At 34.2% G+C, this 19,524-nt stretch carries 21 protein-coding genes; 4 read left to right on the top strand and 17 right to left on the bottom strand.

Annotated features, from left to right (window positions below):
* Window positions 1-10: 10 nt before the first annotated feature.
* The gene (locus LBV24_RS12585) at window positions 11-700 is read right to left on the bottom strand and encodes a hypothetical protein (RefSeq protein WP_224479013.1); all 690 of its coding nucleotides are present in this window, start codon (window positions 698-700) and stop codon (window positions 11-13) included.
* Window positions 701-836: 136 nt separating this feature from the next.
* Here LBV24_RS12585 and LBV24_RS12580 point away from each other — a divergent pair, with 136 nt between their 5' ends.
* Genes LBV24_RS12580 through LBV24_RS12565 form a run of 4 tightly spaced genes read left to right on the top strand, consistent with a single transcriptional unit; the run spans window position 837 to window position 4,314 of the window.
* Window positions 837-2,057: a sulfite oxidase gene (locus LBV24_RS12580; RefSeq protein WP_224479012.1), complete on the top strand. Its 1,221-nt coding sequence runs from the start codon at window positions 837-839 to the stop codon at window positions 2,055-2,057.
* Window positions 2,058-2,531, top strand: coding sequence for a monoheme cytochrome C (locus LBV24_RS12575; protein ID WP_224479011.1), 474 nt, complete (start codon window positions 2,058-2,060; stop codon window positions 2,529-2,531).
* The gene (locus LBV24_RS12570) at window positions 2,515-3,426 is read left to right on the top strand and encodes a sulfurtransferase (RefSeq protein ID WP_224479010.1); all 912 of its coding nucleotides are present in this window, start codon (window positions 2,515-2,517) and stop codon (window positions 3,424-3,426) included. The genes LBV24_RS12575 and LBV24_RS12570 overlap by 17 nt, the downstream gene beginning before the upstream one ends.
* A 12-nt stretch (window positions 3,427-3,438) precedes the next feature.
* Complete coding sequence (locus LBV24_RS12565; RefSeq protein ID WP_224479009.1) at window positions 3,439-4,314, top strand: sterol desaturase family protein; 876 nt, start codon at window positions 3,439-3,441, stop codon at window positions 4,312-4,314.
* Between the two features lie 14 nt (window positions 4,315-4,328).
* Here LBV24_RS12565 and LBV24_RS12560 read toward each other — a convergent pair whose 3' ends face one another.
* The 16 genes from LBV24_RS12560 to rpmD all read right to left on the bottom strand — a co-directional run bounded on the left by LBV24_RS12560 (window position 4,329) and on the right by rpmD (window position 19,523).
* Window positions 4,329-5,243, bottom strand: a complete 915-nt coding sequence (locus LBV24_RS12560) for a dimethylarginine dimethylaminohydrolase family protein (RefSeq protein WP_224479008.1) — start codon at window positions 5,241-5,243, stop codon at window positions 4,329-4,331.
* Window positions 5,244-5,305: 62 nt separating this feature from the next.
* On the bottom strand, window positions 5,306-6,592 hold the full coding sequence (locus LBV24_RS12555; protein WP_224479007.1) for a citrate synthase: 1,287 nt from the start codon (window positions 6,590-6,592) through the stop codon (window positions 5,306-5,308).
* Window positions 6,593-6,751: 159 nt separating this feature from the next.
* The gene (locus LBV24_RS12550) at window positions 6,752-10,372 is read right to left on the bottom strand and encodes a reprolysin-like metallopeptidase (protein ID WP_224479006.1); all 3,621 of its coding nucleotides are present in this window, start codon (window positions 10,370-10,372) and stop codon (window positions 6,752-6,754) included.
* Between the two features lie 225 nt (window positions 10,373-10,597).
* Window positions 10,598-11,887, bottom strand: coding sequence for a phosphopyruvate hydratase (gene eno, locus LBV24_RS12545; RefSeq protein ID WP_224479005.1), 1,290 nt, complete (start codon window positions 11,885-11,887; stop codon window positions 10,598-10,600).
* 152 nt (window positions 11,888-12,039) lie between these two features.
* Window positions 12,040-13,143, bottom strand: coding sequence for a glutamine-hydrolyzing carbamoyl-phosphate synthase small subunit (carA, locus tag LBV24_RS12540; protein WP_224479004.1), 1,104 nt, complete (start codon window positions 13,141-13,143; stop codon window positions 12,040-12,042).
* Between the two features lie 26 nt (window positions 13,144-13,169).
* Window positions 13,170-13,814 carry a hypothetical protein gene (locus tag LBV24_RS12535; RefSeq protein WP_224479003.1) on the bottom strand — a complete coding sequence of 215 codons (645 nt, stop codon included), beginning with the start codon at window positions 13,812-13,814 and terminating at the stop codon, window positions 13,170-13,172.
* Between the two features lie 81 nt (window positions 13,815-13,895).
* Entirely contained in the window at window positions 13,896-14,372 is a 477-nt protein-coding gene (rplQ, locus tag LBV24_RS12530; protein WP_224479002.1) for a 50S ribosomal protein L17, read from the bottom strand.
* 67 nt (window positions 14,373-14,439) lie between these two features.
* Entirely contained in the window at window positions 14,440-15,432 is a 993-nt protein-coding gene (locus LBV24_RS12525) for a DNA-directed RNA polymerase subunit alpha (protein WP_224479001.1), read from the bottom strand.
* A 95-nt stretch (window positions 15,433-15,527) separates the two neighbouring features.
* Window positions 15,528-16,133 (bottom strand): 30S ribosomal protein S4, encoded by a 606-nt coding sequence (gene rpsD / locus LBV24_RS12520; protein ID WP_114300041.1) that lies wholly within the window; start codon window positions 16,131-16,133, stop codon window positions 15,528-15,530.
* A 133-nt stretch (window positions 16,134-16,266) separates the two neighbouring features.
* Window positions 16,267-16,650, bottom strand: a complete 384-nt coding sequence (gene rpsK, locus LBV24_RS12515; protein WP_114300039.1) for a 30S ribosomal protein S11 — start codon at window positions 16,648-16,650, stop codon at window positions 16,267-16,269.
* Between the two features lie 107 nt (window positions 16,651-16,757).
* The gene (gene rpsM / locus LBV24_RS12510) at window positions 16,758-17,132 is read right to left on the bottom strand and encodes a 30S ribosomal protein S13 (RefSeq protein WP_114300037.1); all 375 of its coding nucleotides are present in this window, start codon (window positions 17,130-17,132) and stop codon (window positions 16,758-16,760) included.
* Window positions 17,133-17,134: 2 nt separating this feature from the next.
* On the bottom strand, window positions 17,135-17,251 hold the full coding sequence (ykgO, locus tag LBV24_RS12505; RefSeq protein ID WP_008269159.1) for a type B 50S ribosomal protein L36: 117 nt from the start codon (window positions 17,249-17,251) through the stop codon (window positions 17,135-17,137).
* A 26-nt stretch (window positions 17,252-17,277) separates the two neighbouring features.
* A complete protein-coding gene (gene infA, locus LBV24_RS12500; protein ID WP_007094967.1) occupies window positions 17,278-17,493 on the bottom strand; it encodes a translation initiation factor IF-1 in 216 nt (71 codons plus the stop codon).
* A 9-nt stretch (window positions 17,494-17,502) separates the two neighbouring features.
* Window positions 17,503-18,864 (bottom strand): preprotein translocase subunit SecY, encoded by a 1,362-nt coding sequence (gene secY, locus LBV24_RS12495; protein WP_114300035.1) that lies wholly within the window; start codon window positions 18,862-18,864, stop codon window positions 17,503-17,505.
* A gap of 10 nt (window positions 18,865-18,874) precedes the next feature.
* The gene (gene rplO, locus LBV24_RS12490; RefSeq protein WP_224479000.1) at window positions 18,875-19,327 is read right to left on the bottom strand and encodes a 50S ribosomal protein L15; all 453 of its coding nucleotides are present in this window, start codon (window positions 19,325-19,327) and stop codon (window positions 18,875-18,877) included.
* 16 nt (window positions 19,328-19,343) lie between these two features.
* Window positions 19,344-19,523: a 50S ribosomal protein L30 gene (gene rpmD, locus LBV24_RS12485; RefSeq protein WP_114300031.1), complete on the bottom strand. Its 180-nt coding sequence runs from the start codon at window positions 19,521-19,523 to the stop codon at window positions 19,344-19,346.
* Window position 19,524 lies beyond the last annotated feature (1 nt).

Genomic DNA, 19,524 nt, shown 5'->3' with positions numbered 1-19,524 from the left:
CGCCAATAGACTACTCTTCAATTTTTGGCAAATTAATTCCATTTTTTAAAATCACGGCACCCATTGCAACCAACCATAATACCTTAACATGAAATAGTGGTTTGTAAATTTCAAAATTATCAGGAATACCCATAATAACAACCATCGCTGCTAATCCTAAAAGAGCAGTAAACCATCCTAACAATTTACTCACCATATGCCATTTTATAAATGCAAATCCTAATAGTACCAATCCTACGCCAGAGAAAACACGCCCAAATCTAATAAAACATGTAACATATTGGTTTGTATATAAAATATCATTGACAAATGCTTCAATTTCCATTGCAGTTTTTCCAGCAGTTTCTCCTACACCCCAAGCTCCAAAATTATAGAAATAGGCATTTGCAATTGCCAATGTAAATGTGCCAATTATAACCATTCCTGCTCCAGGTAAAATAATAACTCTATATGGTTTTCGAGCAGTAGCCGCTACCAAGGCAAATAAAGAAATACCCATTGTAACCCAGCCAAAAATATGAATACGGTAAATCCAAATCCAAGTCCAAACACTTTCGCCAATCGCTTCAAAATCCGAGGCAACAATATATTCTCCTATATGATGTGGAGACAATGCCCAACCAAACCACAATAATATTGCGGCCAATATAAAAGCCCAACCTGTAAATCTTGTCTCAAAGTTTTTTTGAATATTGTCCATTTCAATCCTAATTTTATGTGAATTTGCTCAATTTACCATTATAGGTGACTTTTTTATGTAACTTATGTTACATGGTATTTCAACCAATCAAAGTAACTTTTAGAGTTAAATTGAAGAATCAATTAAAAGCAGTGTTTTGAAGAGAAGAGACTTCGTTAAAAAAACAACTTTATCATCATTTGCAACGTTAATCGGTGCTGAAGTTGTATTCGGTTCTAAATTAATGGAAGGTTATACACCGGTTGCATTACAAGATCCAGATCCCTTTAAGCTATTTAACAAGCACAAGGAAATGATTGTGCTTAATAATAAACCATGGAATATTGAGGCACAGGCTCATTTACTTGATGATAAAATCACTCCGAATTCTTCCATGTTTGTTAGGAATAACGGATTGGTTCCTGAAAATATTGATGCTAAAAAATGGACCTTAACTATTGATGGTGAGTCGGTGAAAAATAAAAAAGTTTATACCCTAAACGAATTAAAAACCAAATTCAGTCATCACACCTATCAATTAACCTTAGAATGCGGCGGTAATGGAAGATCAGAGTTTGATCCTCCGGCTAAAGGCAACCAATGGACAGTTGGTGCAGTACATTGCGCTTCCTGGACAGGTGTTCGATTACGTGATGTTTTGGAAGATGCCGGAATTAAAAGCAATGCAGTTTACATAGGATTCCATGCGGTAGATCAACATTTAAGTATGGATCCTTCAAAGGAAGCAATCTCAAGGGGATGCCCAATATCTAAGGCAGTACAAGACGAAACGTTATTGGCTTTTAAAATGAATGGTGAAGATATACCACTTGTACATGGTTATCCACTTAGATTGGTAGCAGGAGGTTGGCCAGCATCAGTTTCTGGCAAATGGGTTAACAGAATTAGTATTAGAGATATAGTACATGATGGAGCAAAAATGACAGGTACTGCGTATAGAGTACCATGTGAGACAGTAGCTCCAGGACAAAAGGTTAAGGACGAAAACATGTGTATTATTGAATCCATGCCAGTAAAATCCTTAATTACCTATCCGAAATCTGGAGCGATAATAAAAAAAGGAAAAGTTTTAAATATTAGAGGTCATGCTTGGGCAGGAGAATTGGAAGTTACCAAAATAGAATATTCTATAGACTTTGGTTCTACATGGACTGAATGTAATATTGAAAAACCAGCCAACAGATTAGCGTGGCAACATTTTTCTGCATCAATAGATTTTCCTAAAACTGGATATTATGAAGTTTGGGCAAGAGCGACCGATTCTAACAATAAAGCCCAACCAATGATACTACCAGGTTGGAATCCAAAAGGATACTTAAACAATGCTTGTCATAGAATTGCAGTTAAAGTGAAATAAATGGACAAAGAACCTTCATTCAATTCTCAAGTCAAGAACATATATCATTTGTTAATGGTATTGTTTCTATTGTTTATAATATCGGGTGGAAGTTTAATTTATTATGCAAATAATCCTGAGGCGTTTAGCTTCAAAAAAGAAACGAGCAATCTCGTTGCTGTTTCACTTGAAGAAGATTCCGACCGCATAGAGAACGGTATTCATATAAGAACAGGGTTGATTGAAGCTGAAGGATTAATGACAGTTGTAAATAATTGTACTAACTGCCATTCAGCAAAGCTGGTTACACAAAATAGAATGGACGCTGATGGTTGGAATACAACAATTAAATGGATGCAAGAAACTCAGAACCTTTGGGATTTAGGTGGTAACCACGAGATAATAGTTAATTATCTGGTTACCAATTATCCACCTGTCAAAAAAGGTAGACGAATGATTTTAACAAATGTGGAATGGTATGAGTTGGAAGAATAGCGTCTTAATTTTTATAATCTTCTTGTCTTGCCAAAAAAACCAAGATAAAGCACTATTTGAGGATAGCCACAATTATTTAATTGAAGCTGTAGAATTAAAACCTTTAATCAATAAATCAAATATTAAAATTTTAGATTTTAGAAAAAGAGAAGACTATGAAAACAGTCATATAATAGGTGCTTTACATATTACAAGAAATGATATTGAAGATAAAAGCTATCCATATAGTGGCATGATGGCCAAAAAGGAGCAAATGGAATCTCTATTAAGCAATCTAGGTATTAATAACAATGATACCATCATAATTTATGATGATAATGGAATGTGCGAAGCTTCAAGATTATGGTGGATATTGCAGAACTATAACTATGATAATGTGAAAATCTTACATGGTGGATTAGCTGGTTGGGAAAACATAAACGGTGAGACTACGATGGAAGGCACGGAAGTTTCGAAATCAAATTTTAGATTTAATGAAACACCCTATATGAAATATTACGTTTCTAAAAATCAAGTTTATGAAGCATTACAACGTAATACTGTTATAATCGACACAAGAAACAATGATGAATTTACTGGCAAATACCATAAAAAAGGTGCTAAAAAACCAGGAAGAATTCCAAATAGTATAAACATCGATTGGGCAATAAATATCAACTATGATGGTAATAAACGCCTTAAACCTATAGAGGAATTAGAAACTATATACAATAAATTAAATATTAATAAATCCGATTCAATAATTTTGTATTGTCATAGTGGTGTGCGCTCAGCAAATACAACTTTTGTACTTACTGAATTATTGGGATACAAAAATGTTATGAACTATGATGGATCGTGGACCGAGTGGAGTCATTTCAATGACCTACCCTCCGAAAGTGATCACATCCAATAAATTAAAATTAAAATGGAAAAGTATTTAGACGCTTTTGTCAATGCCTTTAATGGTACGTTAGATTGGACATGGAAATCAATAATTTTTGAAGTACCATGGTATACAAATTATCTTTGGGGACTTATTACCATTTCACTAGTTGTTTGGGTGTTAGAAATCGCATTCCCTTGGCGAAAAAACCAATCAATATTTAGACGTGATTTTTGGTTAGACGCCTTCTATATGTTCTTCAACTTTTTTATGTTCTCCATTGTCATTAGTGGTGTATATAAAATAATCGGCTTGCTTTTTGGCGAAATTAATATTACAGCCAAAAGTTTAGCGATAATAGACATATCGCAATGGTCACCTGCCTTACAATTATTTGTTTTCTTTATTATTCTAGACTTCGTACAATGGTTTACACATGTTCTTTTGCACCGTTACAAATTTCTATGGAACTTTCATAAAGTGCATCATAGTGTTAAAGAAATGGGCTTTGCGGCACACCTGAGATACCATTGGATGGAAAACATTTTGTACAAACCTCTTAAAACATTTGGAGTAATGTTGATTGGTGGTTTTGAACCTGAGCAGGCTTTTATAGTACATTTTATTGCAATAGCTATAGGACATCTTAATCACTCAAATATTAAGATAACTTGGGGTCCTTTGAAGTACGTCTTCAATAATCCGGTAATGCATTTATACCATCATGCCTACCATTTACCAGAAGGTAAACATGGTGTAAATTATGGAATTAGCCTAAGTCTTTGGGACTACATTTTCAAAACCAACTATATTCCTGAAGATAGCGGAACAATAGAAATAGGATTTAAAGGTGACGACAAGTTTCCTCAAGATTTCATAGGACAAAACACCTATGGTTTTGTGAATAAAAAGAAGTAAATAAGAGACTTTTATTAGTCTCTTATAAGTGGCATTGTGGAGCATCTTAGTAGACCACCTTGTTTACCAACTTCGGCATAAGGAACTTTTTCTACGGTAATACCTTGTTTTTCAAACCAGGTGTTCAAACGGTCAAAATTAATTTCTGAGATCACTACATCTGGAGCAATAGAGAATATATTGCTTTTCATATTGTACATCTCGTCCTTAGTAATTTCAAAAACATTTTCCTTACCGAAAAAGTTAACCAGCCATTCGTATTCCTCTTCTATAAAAAAGCCGTTCTTATGAAGAATTGCCTTTCCATTACCAACAGGCTGGAAACAGCAATCTAAATGCAAGGCATTGTTTCTTGGGTCTGTATTACTCTTACGTAACTCAAAAGATTTCACAGTTTTGTGAGGAAAATGGTCTCGAAGCATCTTTACTGCCAAACTGTTTGTTCGGGCTGTAATTAAGTCTTTATAATCAGGTCGAGTATAAACACCCACAAAAATATAGTCGTTATGAAGTATTACGTCACCACCTTCAATATGCGCTTCATGAGGTAAGGTTATTATATCTCTACGATCTATCTGGTCAATTACATAACGAATAGCCTCAATCTCTTCCTGTCGGTCTGGTAAGATGTTGCAGTCAATAATCTTATTATCAATAACCAAAGCAATATCACGTGCAAAGATTTGATTAACGTCTTCGAGTACCTCAGGACGATATACCTTGACGTCGTACTTTTCAAAGACCTTAGAAACAGCATCCATCTCTTTAATCATATCCTCTTCTTTAGGATAGGTTCCAGCCAGTATATGTTCTAAGGATTTTGGGTCGTAAGCCTGCTCAGGAGTTGGAATAGGACCACTTTTTTCTGCAGTACCTAAAACCACAGCTCTTAATCGTGATGTTTCGTTTTGAATATTCAGTTTTAACATGCGTCAAAATTAAAAAAAAAGCTTCATATGAGATATGAAGCTTCCATTGCCAAAAAATATAATTAGCGTTTATCTATACTTTTAAATTCTCTGTAAGTTGCACCAGTATATAATTGTCTTGGTCTACCAATAGGTTCTTTGTTTAATCTCATTTCACGCCATTGTGCAATCCAACCAGGTAAACGCCCAAGTGCAAACATTACTGTGAACATTTCAACAGGAATTCCCATGGCACGATAAATAATTCCTGAATAGAAATCTACATTTGGGTATAATTTTCTTTCAACAAAATATGGATCTTTCAAAGCTTCTTGTTCTAGTCCTTTTGCAATATCTAAAATAGGATCTTCTACACCCAAATCACCCAAAACCTCATCTGCTGCTTTTTTGATAATTCGAGCCCTTGGGTCAAAGTTTTTATAAACTCTATGACCGAAGCCCATTAATCGGAAAGGATCATTTTTATCTTTCGCCTTAGCCATGTACTTCTTAGTATCACCACCATCTTCTTTTATTGCCTCAAGCATTTCGAGTACGGCCTGATTGGCGCCACCGTGAAGTGGTCCCCAAAGTGCAGATATACCAGATGCTAAAGAAACGAATAAACCAGCATGAGAAGAACCAGTGATTCTAACCGTAGAAGTAGAACAATTTTGCTCATGGTCCGCATGCAGGATTAACAACTTATCTAAAGCATCCACCAAAATAGGGTTTTGTTCGTACTCACTATTTGGGTTTTTGAACATCATTTTCAGAATATTTTCAACATAACCCAGTTTATCATCTCCATATTCTAAAGGTAAGCCATGCTTCTTTCTCATACTCCAAGCGACTAGAATTGGAAATTTACCTAAAATTCTAACGATTGAATTATACATTGCCTCTTCAGAACTTACATCAACTGGTGATGGATAAAATGCCGTTAATGCACTTGTTAATGAAGATAATACACCCATTGGATGTGCAGACTTAGGAAAGGCATCCAAAATTTTCTTTATATCATCATCTACTAAAGATTTTGCCTTGATATCTGCATGAAATTTATCTAGCTGTTCTTGATTTGGTAATTCTCCAAAAATTAGTAGATAAGCAACTTCTAGGAAATCTGCTTTCTCCGCCAATTCCTCAATTGAATAGCCTCTATATCTTAATATCCCTTTTTCACCATCTAAAAATGTAATAGCGCTTTCACAACTACCTGTGTTCTTATACCCAGGATCTAGAGTAATAACTCCTCCTGTTGCATTTCTTAAGGTTTTTACATTGATTGCAACTTCATTTTCAGTACCTCTTACCAATGGGAATTCATACTTCTGACCATCAATTTCTAGTGTAGCTTTATCTGACATTTTTATTTTATTGAGTATTAATTTTAAAAGGACTGTAAAATTACAAAATATCAAACGATTTCGCTAAGGGAATTATAACCCTTTTAACAGAAATTTGATTACAAAAAAAAGCCGAAATCGAACATAGGATTTCGGCTTTGAAATTCTTAAAAAACTAAGCTATTTTTTAATAACAAGTTTTTTGTCTAGTATGTTTCCATCAGCATTAATTCTTAGAAGATAGACACCACTAGTTAGATTAATATTGTTAATATTTATAGTGTTAGAATCAACACCATATTTTTTATTAAAGATTTCTCGTCCTTGGATATCAAATAATTGAATATTAACATCTTGATACTCCCTATTCATAACGATGTTGAAGTCTCCCTTATTCGGATTAGGGTAAACCAATACATCATTACTATTAAACTCTTCTGTACCTAACACAGGTTGTATATTAAAATTGAATTGTTGATTACCAAGTATTGCACTATCATTTCCTTCTACTGAAAACTTAAAACTATCAGGATCAACATTTGCTCCACCGTGCGAATACGATAGCAAACCATTTTGAATATCAGTTTGTGAAAATGTGTCTCCTATGCTAATAGGCATTGCATTTAATAATAGTACTCCATTAACTGGAACTTGAGTAATAATGTAATTAAGATCATTATTTGTTGCTGCAGGTTGAGCCACTTCTAATTCAGTTAAATTAATAACCGTAGAAGTTCCTTCATCTAAAGTAATATCAGTTTTATTGACAATAGTAACATCATTAATAATCTGTAATTCACCACATATAGTAACACTAAATTGGTTAAATGTACCACCTGCTGAATTAGATGTTCTATCAGTAGCTAATAATACCCAAGTACCTTGTCCATTAGAACCATCAAATCTCGTAAAGGCTTGACTAGGCAATACATTACCACTTACTCTAGGAGTACCAGAACAAGAAAGCGATGAGCCTGAATCCGTAAATGTTACATTAAAGTTATTACCATTAGCACAATCTCTGTTATAAACCTCAGCAAAAATACCAGTAGGAGAGCTAAATTGCATTTTAATATCACCCACATCACTATGTGTAGCATTCATAAAAAATGTAACATCACTAACAACAATATCATCCGGCACATCTACTCTCGCACTAACAGCATTATTTGAGAAAGTCTCCCAAGTGTTATCTCCGTTTTCAAAATATTCATTATCATATGTATTACAAACATCATTAGCAGTTTGGAATACATATATCTCACCAAAGTTACCGGCTAAACAAGTATTTTCTGGTTTAACCCTCCAATAATAAATAGTTCCAGCAAGCAAATTAGTTGTTTGATATTCTGTTGCGTTAACCACAGTAGCTGATTCAATAACTGAAGAGAAATCAGAAGCATCTGAAATCTCAATATCGTATTGTGAAGCACTAGTTAAAGCATCCCATGTAAGCAATAAATCAGAAGATTGATTTTGAGCACCATTAACAGGTGAAGACAGCGAAACCACTCCGATATTATTGTCAAACACGTTAAACAATACATCAAAAGTCTCAGTGACAAAAGTAGTCTGACCTTCTCCCTGAACTGTTATCGGGTAATTGCCAGTTGTTACACCACCTGTATTCGAAATTGTCATTGTAAATGACCCATTAGCACTAATTGATGTCGGCGAAAATGTTGCTACAGCACCTCCTGGCAAACCTAAAGCTGATAGTGCCACGGTTTCAGAAAATCCCGGAGCTGGAGCATAATCTAAATTAAAAACAGCATCCGTAGGTTGACATACAGACTCCGTAGATTGACTGGCAGTGATCTCAAAAGTTCCAGCTTTAATTTCAAAATCAGCATTAGATAAATCAAAGAAGATATTACTAGATGCTTCTATTTTGATTCTATTGGTTGTTCCAACATTATTTGGAACTGTAATATCTTGTGAACCGTCATTAGAAACATTTGATGCTAAAGTTATAGGATATGTATAACCGCCATCCGTAGACAATAAGATATTGACATTTGAAGACAAGCTAGCAGTATTGTTGACGTTCCAAGTTACGGTTTTAGTTTCTCCAGTATACCAAATTTCGCTTCCAGTATTAGGTGAAGAGACTAAAAATGGACCTGCTGACGCAGATACCGTTATTACTGTATCATCTTGATCTGTTTGACCTCCTAATGTTGAGTTATCTCGAACTGTTAATCTAAAGTCTAATTGACGTCCTACACTAGGAAGAACTTCCCAAGTAGGTGTTTCGTTATTTATTATAGCTTCTAAATTTGGGAAGGTTCTTGTTGGATCACTAACAGGAAAGTTAGTTCTAAACACAGGTCCACCTGCATTAGTAGATAATGGTGGTTGCGTATAAGAACCATCATTGTCATATTGTTCCCAGTTATATGTTAATACATCACCAGAATCTGGATCTGACGAACCACTTGCATCCAAAATAAATGGAGTAGATATAGGAATTGTATAATTTGAACCTGCATCTGCAGTTGGTTGCGTATTAGCAATTGTGATTTCTGTTTCACAAGCATCTGCTAAAATTGATGCGGACATTTGCACTATACTACGAGCATGGAAATAACCATCACTATTATCTTGTACATTTGGTGCACAAATACCAGCATATCCCATTATGGTCGATGCACTACCTGGTTCATAATCATCACTTACTTTAGATCCAAAACAAGCATTGTAGTATGTATGACCAGCACCATACTGATGACCAATCTCATGAGATACATAATCAATATCAAAAGGGTCAAATTCTGGAGTCACAATTCCCGTAACGCCTCTACCCTTAGAAGATGTCGCACACGGACTAGTCCCTGCTATTCCTCCACCACCTGTACTAAAAACATGGCCAATATCATAACCTGTAGAACCTATCAAACCAGAAATATTGGATGTATTAACACCTAACATCTGGCTTCCGCTATAATTGTCGTAGGGTTCTGGATCACCACCTACTGAAAAACCATTTTCGTAAATCAATAAATCGTTATTAGCTACTAATTGAAAGGTAACCGCAAAATCTCTTTCGTAAACTGAATTAACACGCGCCACAGTAATTACCATTGCAGCTAAAGCATCTGCTCTGGCATCACCGTTTCCAGCATTACCGTCGTCATGATATGCTGTATATTCAGATGTACAGGCAATTGCCAATTCATACTGTCTTAGTTTGCCATCCTGTATATTTCTATCAAAAATACTGGTATCAAAACTTTCGTTTACCTCGTCTTCAACTTCATCCGCATAACATCTCCAATTGTCAGTTGCGCTTCTTGTATAATCTTTTCTATTATAAACTATATAGTTTGCTTTATCTCCTTTAGCATAAGGATCTATATAAACTGTTTTTTCTCCTGTAATCACACCTCTAAATCCTTGAGAGGTAATTGTAAAATATATTTTATGCAATGGGTTACTTATACTCTGACCAAAATATGTGTAAATATTAGGATATTTTGAGGCAAGTTCCGGATGCATCACATCAGTCTTTTGGACTCTATAATTCTCTATACTTCCATCTGAATTTGGAAACTGCATTATTGTATTGCTCCCAGCTAAGCTATTTGAAATTCTTTTTGGAGCAGAGTTAATACTAGATCTTAACTGATCTAAATTCAAAGAAAAGATTTCGTATTTATTTGGGATAATTACACGTTCTAAATTTCGTGCTTTTTGAGTAAGCTCTGATTCTTGCTTTTTGGTCCAAATACCTTTTTGATTTTGGGCAAAAAATGGCAATACCATAATTAATGATAACAACGTGAGTAGTGTACGTTTCATAGTAGGTTGAATTTGTTTATGTAGTTAAGAGTAAATCTAACTATGTAATTTGGTGCTGTAAATATTGGAAATTAAATATTTAAAACCAAGGGAAATTGTGTATTTTTTACGACAAAGTGTAATATTTTATCGTTTATATGTGTAATTATTCTAAATATTGTAAGAATTTTAAAACAAAAAAGGCAACATTAAAATGCTGCCTTTGTCAAAAATATTTAGTATTAATTACTTCACTTTAAAAGCTTTTTCTTGCGGAAAATAAGCTACATCTCCTAGTTCCTCTTCAATCCTTAAAAGCTGATTGTATTTTGCCATACGATCACTACGTGATGCAGAACCAGTTTTAATCTGCCCAGTATTTAATGCAACCGCTAAATCTGCAATTGTATTGTCTTCTGTTTCACCTGATCTGTGAGACATTACACAAGTGTAACCTGCATTTTTTGCCATATTAACAGCAGAAATTGTTTCTGTTAATGAACCAATCTGATTCACCTTAATTAAAATAGAATTACCTATTCCGTTTTCTATACCTCTAGATAATCGCTCAACATTAGTTACGAATAAATCATCACCAACTAATTGTACTCTATCACCAATTCTATCAGTAAGATCTTTCCAACCGTCCCAATCGTTCTCATCCATTCCATCTTCAATTGAGATGATAGGATACTTAGATGCCAACTCAGCTAAATATTCTGCTTGTTCAGCACTTGTTCTTACCACACCTTTATCACCTTCAAAAAGTGTATAATCATACTTACCATCCTTATAAAATTCTGCTGCTGCACAATCAAGAGCTATCATTACTTCATCACCAAACTTATAGCCCGCTTTTTCAACGGCTTTTGCTATAGTATCAAGTGCATCTTCCGTACCGTCTAACGTTGGTGCAAAACCACCTTCATCACCCACAGCAGTACTTAATCCTCGATCATGTAATACTTTTTTCAGATTATGGAAAATCTCAGTACCCATTTGCATTGCATGAGTAAAGTTTTTTGCCTTTACTGGCATTACCATAAATTCTTGAAATGCAATTGGTGCATCACTATGAGAACCACCATTGATAATATTCATCATAGGCAACGGTAATGTATTTGCAGAGACACCACCAACATATCTATACAATGGCATACCTAATTCATTGGCTGCTGCTTTTGCTACCGCCAAAGAAACTCCTAAAATAGCATTTGCACCTAACTTACCTTTATTTGAAGTACCATCAATCTCAATCATTAATTGATCGATCATGTTTTGTTCGAATACAGATATACCTAACAATTCTTGAGCAATTACAGAATTTACATTCTCAACAGCTTTTAAAACGCCTTTACCCATGTAAGTGTCACCACCATCTCTTAACTCAACAGCTTCATGCTCACCAGTAGATGCTCCAGAAGGAACCGCTGCTCTTCCCATTATACCACTTTCGGTTACTACATCAACCTCTACAGTAGGATTTCCTCTCGAATCTAAAATTTGTCTTGCGTGTACATTAATTATAATGCTCATTGTCTTATTTTTTTAATATTTAATTGTTCAAAATTACGAAAATATGAGGCGTAAAACAGAACAAAAATCATATTTACGATTAATATTTACTATAATGTTTTCGTATAAAAAAAAACGCAATTAATCGTTTGATTTTTTGCGTTTTTTCTTCTTTATGCATTCTTTATATTCTCTATAAACTGATCAAACAAATAAATGGAATCATTTGGGCCTGGGCTTGCCTCTGGATGATATTGCACAGAAAAACAATTTTTCCCTTTTACTTTTATGCCTGCAACTGTATCGTCATTTAAATGTAAATGCGTGATCTCAACATTTGGATTTGCCTCAGTTTCTTCTCTATTGATTGCAAATCCGTGATTTTGAGAAGTGATTTCGCCCTTTCCTGTAATTAGATTTTTTACAGGATGATTAATTCCTCTATGCCCATTGTGCATTTTATAAGTAGAAATGCCGTTAGCCAAGGCTATTACCTGGTGGCCTAGACAAATACCAAATAATGGCTTATCCCTTTTTATGATTTCTCTAGCCACGTCCTGAGCTTCTACCAATGGCTCTGGATCACCAGGTCCATTTGAAATAAAATACCCATCAGGATTAAATGCTTCAAGATCTTCAAACTTTGAATTATGCGGAAATACCTTTATATAGGCATCTCTTGTTGCCAAGTTTACAAGGATATTCTTTTTAATACCAATATCTAAAGCTGAAATTTTATAAGTTGCATTTTCATCACCAAAGTAATAAGGTTCTTTTGTAGATACTTGGGAAGCTAATTCTAAACCTTCCATATTTGGTTGCTCTGCCAACTGCTTTTTTAATCCTTCTATATTATCAACATCGGTAGATATAACAGCATTCATGGCTCCATTATCCCTAATATAACTAACTAGTGCTCTCGTGTCAACATCTGAAATAGCAAGCGTATTGTGTTTTTCAAAGTAATCTTCTAAAGAGGCATCACCACCAGGTCGAGAATATTCGAAACTAAAATTTTTACAAATCAAACCAGCTATTTTTACAGTGTCTGATTGGTTTTCATCTTCTTTTGTACCATAATTTCCAATATGCGCGTTGGTAGTCACCATTAACTGACCATAATAAGAGGGATCCGTAAAAATTTCCTGATAACCTGTTGTACCAGTATTAAAACACACTTCACCAAATGCACTACCTTCTTTACCTATTGATTTTCCATAAAAAATAGTGCCATCAGCTAATAATATAAGCGCTTTTTTTCTCGATTTGTATTTCATCTGTTTTCTTTTTTCTAGTTCAATTATTATAGGGTTGAATAATACTTTAATATTTGTTTTAAATCATCTTCATCCCTTATGGAAAGGTTCTGTTTTTTGATATAGGTTTTCACCTTACCAGCTTTATCTTTCTCAAAGAGATTGAAGATATTTTTTTTTGTTGGTTTAAACTCTATGATATCGTTACCTTCTTTGTGGTAGTATCTAGCCTTAATATCATATTTATCATTAGTAAGTTTATCTTTTGTCATTGGGTCTATTGCACCAGATATAATAGCTAAGTAATATTCTTTGTAAATTTCGACCTCACCCGTTGAGAATTGCTCCAAATACTTACCATTAATGATCTCAAAAATCGATGAGTTATACTTTATATATTTTACTCTGTCCTTATTTAACGTGAGCAATTTACCTTCTGAAGATTTTACAACAAACGTTTCTAATTTTACATTATAATTAATAGCTTCTACTGTATAGTTTTTATCATCATGAGTTATAACTTCTGCAACACTATCCCAGTTTTCATTGAGATAGACAGTTCCTTCAATTCCAAGATCAGAATTGGCATCGTTAACAACAAAACCAGATTCACTAACTATATCTACAGCAGGTAGATTTTGTGCTCCTGAAGTGAGTACAATTAAGAAAATAATAATTATAGAAACCCTCATATTTTGATTTTCACAAAATTCCAAAAAAAAAGGATAAACCTAAAAAGTTTATCCTTGATATTTATTAATGCTTATTAACATTTATTCTTCTTCGTTTGAAGCATTAGTATCAACTGGTGGAACAGCAGTTGTTGCCTTCTTACCACCTCTTCTACTTCTACGAGTCGTTTTCTTAGCAGGTTTACCAGCGTTATAAAGCTCGTTGTAATCTACTAATTCAATCATTGCCATATCTGCATTATCACCAAGTCTGTTACCCAACTTAATAATACGTGTATAACCACCTGGACGATCGCCAACCTTTGCTGCTACATCTCTAAACAATTCTGCTACAGCTTCCTTTTGTCTTAGCCTAGAAAAAACAATACGTCTGTTATGAGTTGTATCTGTTTTAGACTTTGTGATCATTGGCTCGATAAACTGCTTTAATGCTTTAGCCTTAGCCGTTGTTGTATTAATACGCTTATGTTCAATAAGTGAACATGCCATATTTGCCAACATAGCTTTTCTATGCGCAGTCTTTCTTCCTAAATGGTTGAATTTTTTTCCGTGTCTCATGACTCTTGTTTTAAACCTTTATCTTGCTTCAACCCTTATGAGGAGCAAATTATAAAGGAGTTTATAATTAATCTTTATCTAATTTATATTTGCTTAAATCCATTCCGAAATTTAGTCCCTTAACGTTAACTAATTCTTCTAGTTCAGTTAAAGACTTCTTACCAAAGTTTCTGAATTTCATTAAATCATTTTTATTGAATGATACTAAATCTCCTAAAGTATCTACCTCTGCAGCTTTTAAACAATTCAATGCACGTACAGAAAGATCCATGTCAACTAATTTAGTCTTCAATAATTGTCTCATGTGAAGTGATTCTTCATCATAAGTTTCCGTCTGTGCAATTTCATCAGCTTCTAAAGTTATACGCTCATCAGAGAATAACATGAAGTGGTGAATTAAAATCTTTGCAGCTTCTGTTAAAGCATCTTTTGGATGAATTGAACCATCTGTAATGATTTCGAAAATTAATTTCTCGTAATCCGTTTTCTGCTCTACACGGAAATTCTCAATGCTATACTTAACATTTTTAATTGGCGTGTAGATAGAATCTGTAAATATTGTACCTACAGGTGCAGATGCCTTTTTGTTTTCTTCAGCAGGAACATATCCTCTACCTTTTTCGATAGTAAGTTCCATATTGATATTAACTTTTGGATCTAAGTTACAAATCACTAAATCTGTATTTAATACCTGGAACCCAGAAATAAACTTCTGAAAATCACCGGCAGTGATTTGCTCTTGTCCTGAAATTGAAATTGTAACTGTTTCGTTATCAATTTCATCTATTTGACGCTTAAAGTTAACTTGCTTTAAGTTCAAAATCATTTCAGTAACATCCTCAACAACACCAGAGATTGTAGAAAATTCGTGATCTACACCCTCTATTCTAACTGATGTAATTGCGAATCCTTCTAAAGAAGATAATAAAACTCTTCTTAATGCATTTCCTACTGTTAAACCATAACCAGGTTCTAATGGTCTGAATTCGAATTTACCTTCGAAATCAGTAGAATCAATCATGATTACTTTGTCGGGCTTCTGAAAATTTAATATTGCCATTTTGTCTTCGTTTTAATTGTTATTTAGTTGCGCGGAATATTAGTTTGAAGAAGACTAATAAACCCTTTGGCTAAATACCAATGTGATTAGTTTTATTATTTAGAGTAAAGTTCAACGATAAATTGTTCGTTGATTTGCTCTGGTATTTGGATTCTTGCTGGAACAGAAACATAAGTTCCTTCCATTTTATCATTGTTCCAAGTGATCCATTCGTAAACATTGCTTGAGTTAGCTAATGAATGTTGAATAGCTTCTAGTGATTTTGACTTCTCTCTAACACCAACAACATCCCCTGCTTTTAATTGATAAGAAGGAATATTCACCTTTTCACCATTCACAGTAATGTGTCTATGAGATACTAATTGTCTTGCACCACTTCTTGTTGGAGCAACACCCATTCTATATACCACGTTATCTAAACGAGATTCACAAAATTGAAGTAATACCTCACCAGTAATACCGGGAGCTGCAGTTGCTCTCTTGAACATATTTCTGAACTGCTTTTCTAATATACCATAAGTATATTTTGCTTTTTGCTTCTCCATTAATTGGATAGCATACTCAGATTTTTTACCTCTTCTTTTGTTTGGGCCATGTTGACCAGGAGGATAGTTTCTTTTATCGAAGGCTTTGTCTTCTCCGAATATAGCTTGACCAAATTTTCTAGCTATTTTAGTTTTAGGACCAGTATATCTTGCCATTTTAAATTTAATTTGAGAGTGACTGTAAAATTAAGGTCTTAAGCTTATCCTCTTACAATCGTTAATCTCTCAGTTATACTTGATTATTTTTTTCAGTCTGCAAAATTACACATTAAATGTGAATTAGCCTACCTTATACTCTACGTCTTTTAGGTGGACGACAACCATTATGTGGTAATGGAGTTACATCAATGATTTCTGAAACTTCTATACCTGAATTATGAATTGATCTGATAGCAGATTCTCTACCGTTACCAGGACCTTTTACATAAACCTTTACTTTCTTCAATCCAGCTTCTTTTGCTACTGCCGCTGCATCTTCTGCTGCTAACTGAGCTGCATAAGGAGTATTCTTTTTAGAACCTCTAAAGCCCATTTTACCAGCCGATGACCATGAAATTACGTCACCCTTTTTGTTTGTTAAAGAAACGATGATGTTGTTAAAAGATGCTGTGATATGCGCCTCTCCTATTGCATCAACAATTACTTTACGTTTTTTTGTACTTGACTTTGCCATGTTTTTTAGTTTCTAGTTGTTAGCTTTTAGTTGTTAGAATCCTAAACTTTTACATTTCAGACAGATTCATCTAACTTCTAATTACTAATGACTAATGTCTTTAATTATTACTTAGTTACTTTTTTCTTGTTAGCAACTGTTTTTCTTCTACCTTTTCTAGTACGAGAGTTATTCTTAGTACGTTGACCTCTTAAAGGAAGACCAGCTCTATGACGAATACCTCTGTAACATCCAATATCCATTAAACGCTTAATGTTCAATTGTGTTTCAGAACGTAATTCACCTTCAATCTTATAAGAACCAACCGCTTCACGGATTGCTCCTATCTGATCATCTGTCCAATCTTGAACTTTAGTGCCTTCATCTACTTTAGCAGTTGCTAAAATTTCTTTCGCTCTACTTCTACCTATTCCATAGATATAAGTCAAAGAGATAACTCCTCTTTTTTGTTTTGGTATGTCTACACCTGCAATTCTTGCCATAATTACCCTTGTCTTTGTTTGAATCTTGGATTCTTTTTGTTAATTACGTAAAGTCTTCCTTTGCGTCGTACTAATTTACAGTCTGCGCTTCTTTTCTTTACTGATGCTCTTACTTTCATCTGTATTAGTTTTTAAATACTAATTATTAGTATCTATAAGTTATACGAGCCTTTGTTAAATCATATGGACTCATTTCTAATTTTACCTTATCGCCTGGTAACAACTTAATGTAATGCATACGCATCTTACCAGAAATATGTGCAGTCACAATGTGACCATTTTCTAATTCTACACGAAACATAGCATTTGATAATGCTTCTATAATTGTTCCGTCTTGTTCTATTGCTGCTTGCTTTGCCATAATATTAATTTATTGTGCAACCGCTTTTCTGTTTTTACCAGTTTTCATCAAGCCGTCATAATGCTTATTTAATAAATAAGAATTAATCTGTTGCATAGTATCTATAGCTACACCTACCATAATTAATAATGATGTACCACCGAAAAACAATGCCCAACCTTGTTGAACACCCATAAGCTTAACAATAAACGCTGGGAACACAGCTATTAGAGCCAAGAATATAGAACCTGGTAATGTTATTTGCGACATGATCTTATCTAAATACTCAGATGTTTCAGAACCTGGTCTAATACCTGGTATAAATCCACCACTGCGTTTTAAATCGTCAGCCATTTTATTTGTAGGTACTGTAATCGCAGTATAGAAATATGTAAATACAATAATTAATAATGCAAATACTAGGTTGTACCAAAATCCAAATATATCTGAAAAGTTAGTTTGCATCCATTGTCCAGTAGTAGTCTCTTTCAATAAAGAAGATCCTCCTATTAAACTTGGAACAAACATAATTGCTTGTGCAAAAATGATTGGCATTACACCTGAAGCATTAAGCTTTAATGGTAAGAATTGTCTAGATCCAAACACATTCTTTTCATAGCCTCCTGATGCTGTTCTTCTTGCATATTGCACAGCAATTTTTCTTACTGCCATTACCAAGAATACCGATGCTAAAATGATTAAGAACCAAATTACTAATTCTATAAGGATCATCATAAATCCACCATTACCTTCAGTTCTAGATAATGCATTCTGCATAAACGACTGAGGTAAGGTTGCGATGATACCGACCATTATTAATAATGAAATACCATTACCTATTCCTTTGTCTGTAATTTTTTCACCCAACCACATTGCAAATACACAACCCGTTACTAGAATTATTACAGATGAGAAATAGAATATGCTCTCATTAAACCCTGGTACTAAAAGCGTACTCATTGAAGGTGCACCAGATAATGCAGGTACACTAGCTAAATAACCAGGTGCTTGCACCAAACAAATACCAATTGTCAACCAACGTGTTATCTGCGTAATCTTCTTTTGACCACTAGCTCCCTCCTTTTGTAGTTTCTGCAAATAAGGAATCGCAATACCCATTAACTGAACAACAATAGATGCAGAGATATAAGGCATAATACCAAGTGCAAATACAGAAGCATTTGCAAACGCACCTCCTGTAAAAGCATTTAATAAACCTAATATTCCACTATCAGTTCCAGCTTGCAAACCACCTAATGCATTAATATTGATACCAGGTAATACAACCTGAGCACCAAAACGATACACTAACAATAATCCTAAGGTAAGAATTATTCTATCCTTAAGTTCGGTGATTTTCCAAACGTTTTTTAATGTTTCTATTATCTTCATCCTTTATTTCTTATAAAGTTACAGCTTCACCACCAGCAGCCTCTATAGCAGCCTTTGCTGTAGCAGTAAATTTATGAGCGGTAACAGTTAATTTTGCTTTTAATTCTCCTCTTCCTAAGATTTTAACTAGTTCATTCTTACCAGCTAAACCTAACGAAACAAGTGTTTCAAAATCAACAGTTCCTTTTACTTTCTTATCATCAACCAATTGTTGTAAAGTATCAATGTTTACACCTTGGTATTCAACACGGTTAATGTTTTTAAATCCATATTTAGGAACACGTCTTTGTAATGGCATCTGACCACCTTCAAATCCTAATTTCTTAGAATATCCAGAACGCGATTTTGCACCTTTGTGTCCTCTTGTCGCAGTACCGCCTTTACCTGATCCTTGACCACGCCCAACGCGCTTTCCTTGATTTTTTACTGAACCTTCTGCAGGTTTTAAATTACTTAAATCCATTTTTAAGTTTATATTTTTAAGCTTCCTCTACAGAAACTAAATGTTCAACTTTCTTAACCATACCAAGGATATTTGGTGTGGCATCGTGCTCTACAACTTGACCAATCTTTTTTAAACCTAAAGCTTCTAATGTCAGCTTTTGTCTTTTAGTACGATTGATTGCACTTTTTACTTTCGTTACTTTAATCTTTGCCATC

Source organism: Winogradskyella vincentii (assembly GCF_020166345.1).
Taxonomy (GTDB): Bacteria; Bacteroidota; Bacteroidia; order Flavobacteriales; family Flavobacteriaceae; genus Winogradskyella; species Winogradskyella vincentii.
Note: the sequence above shows the minus strand (reverse complement) of the source record. Positions and strands in the feature narration are given on the sequence as shown.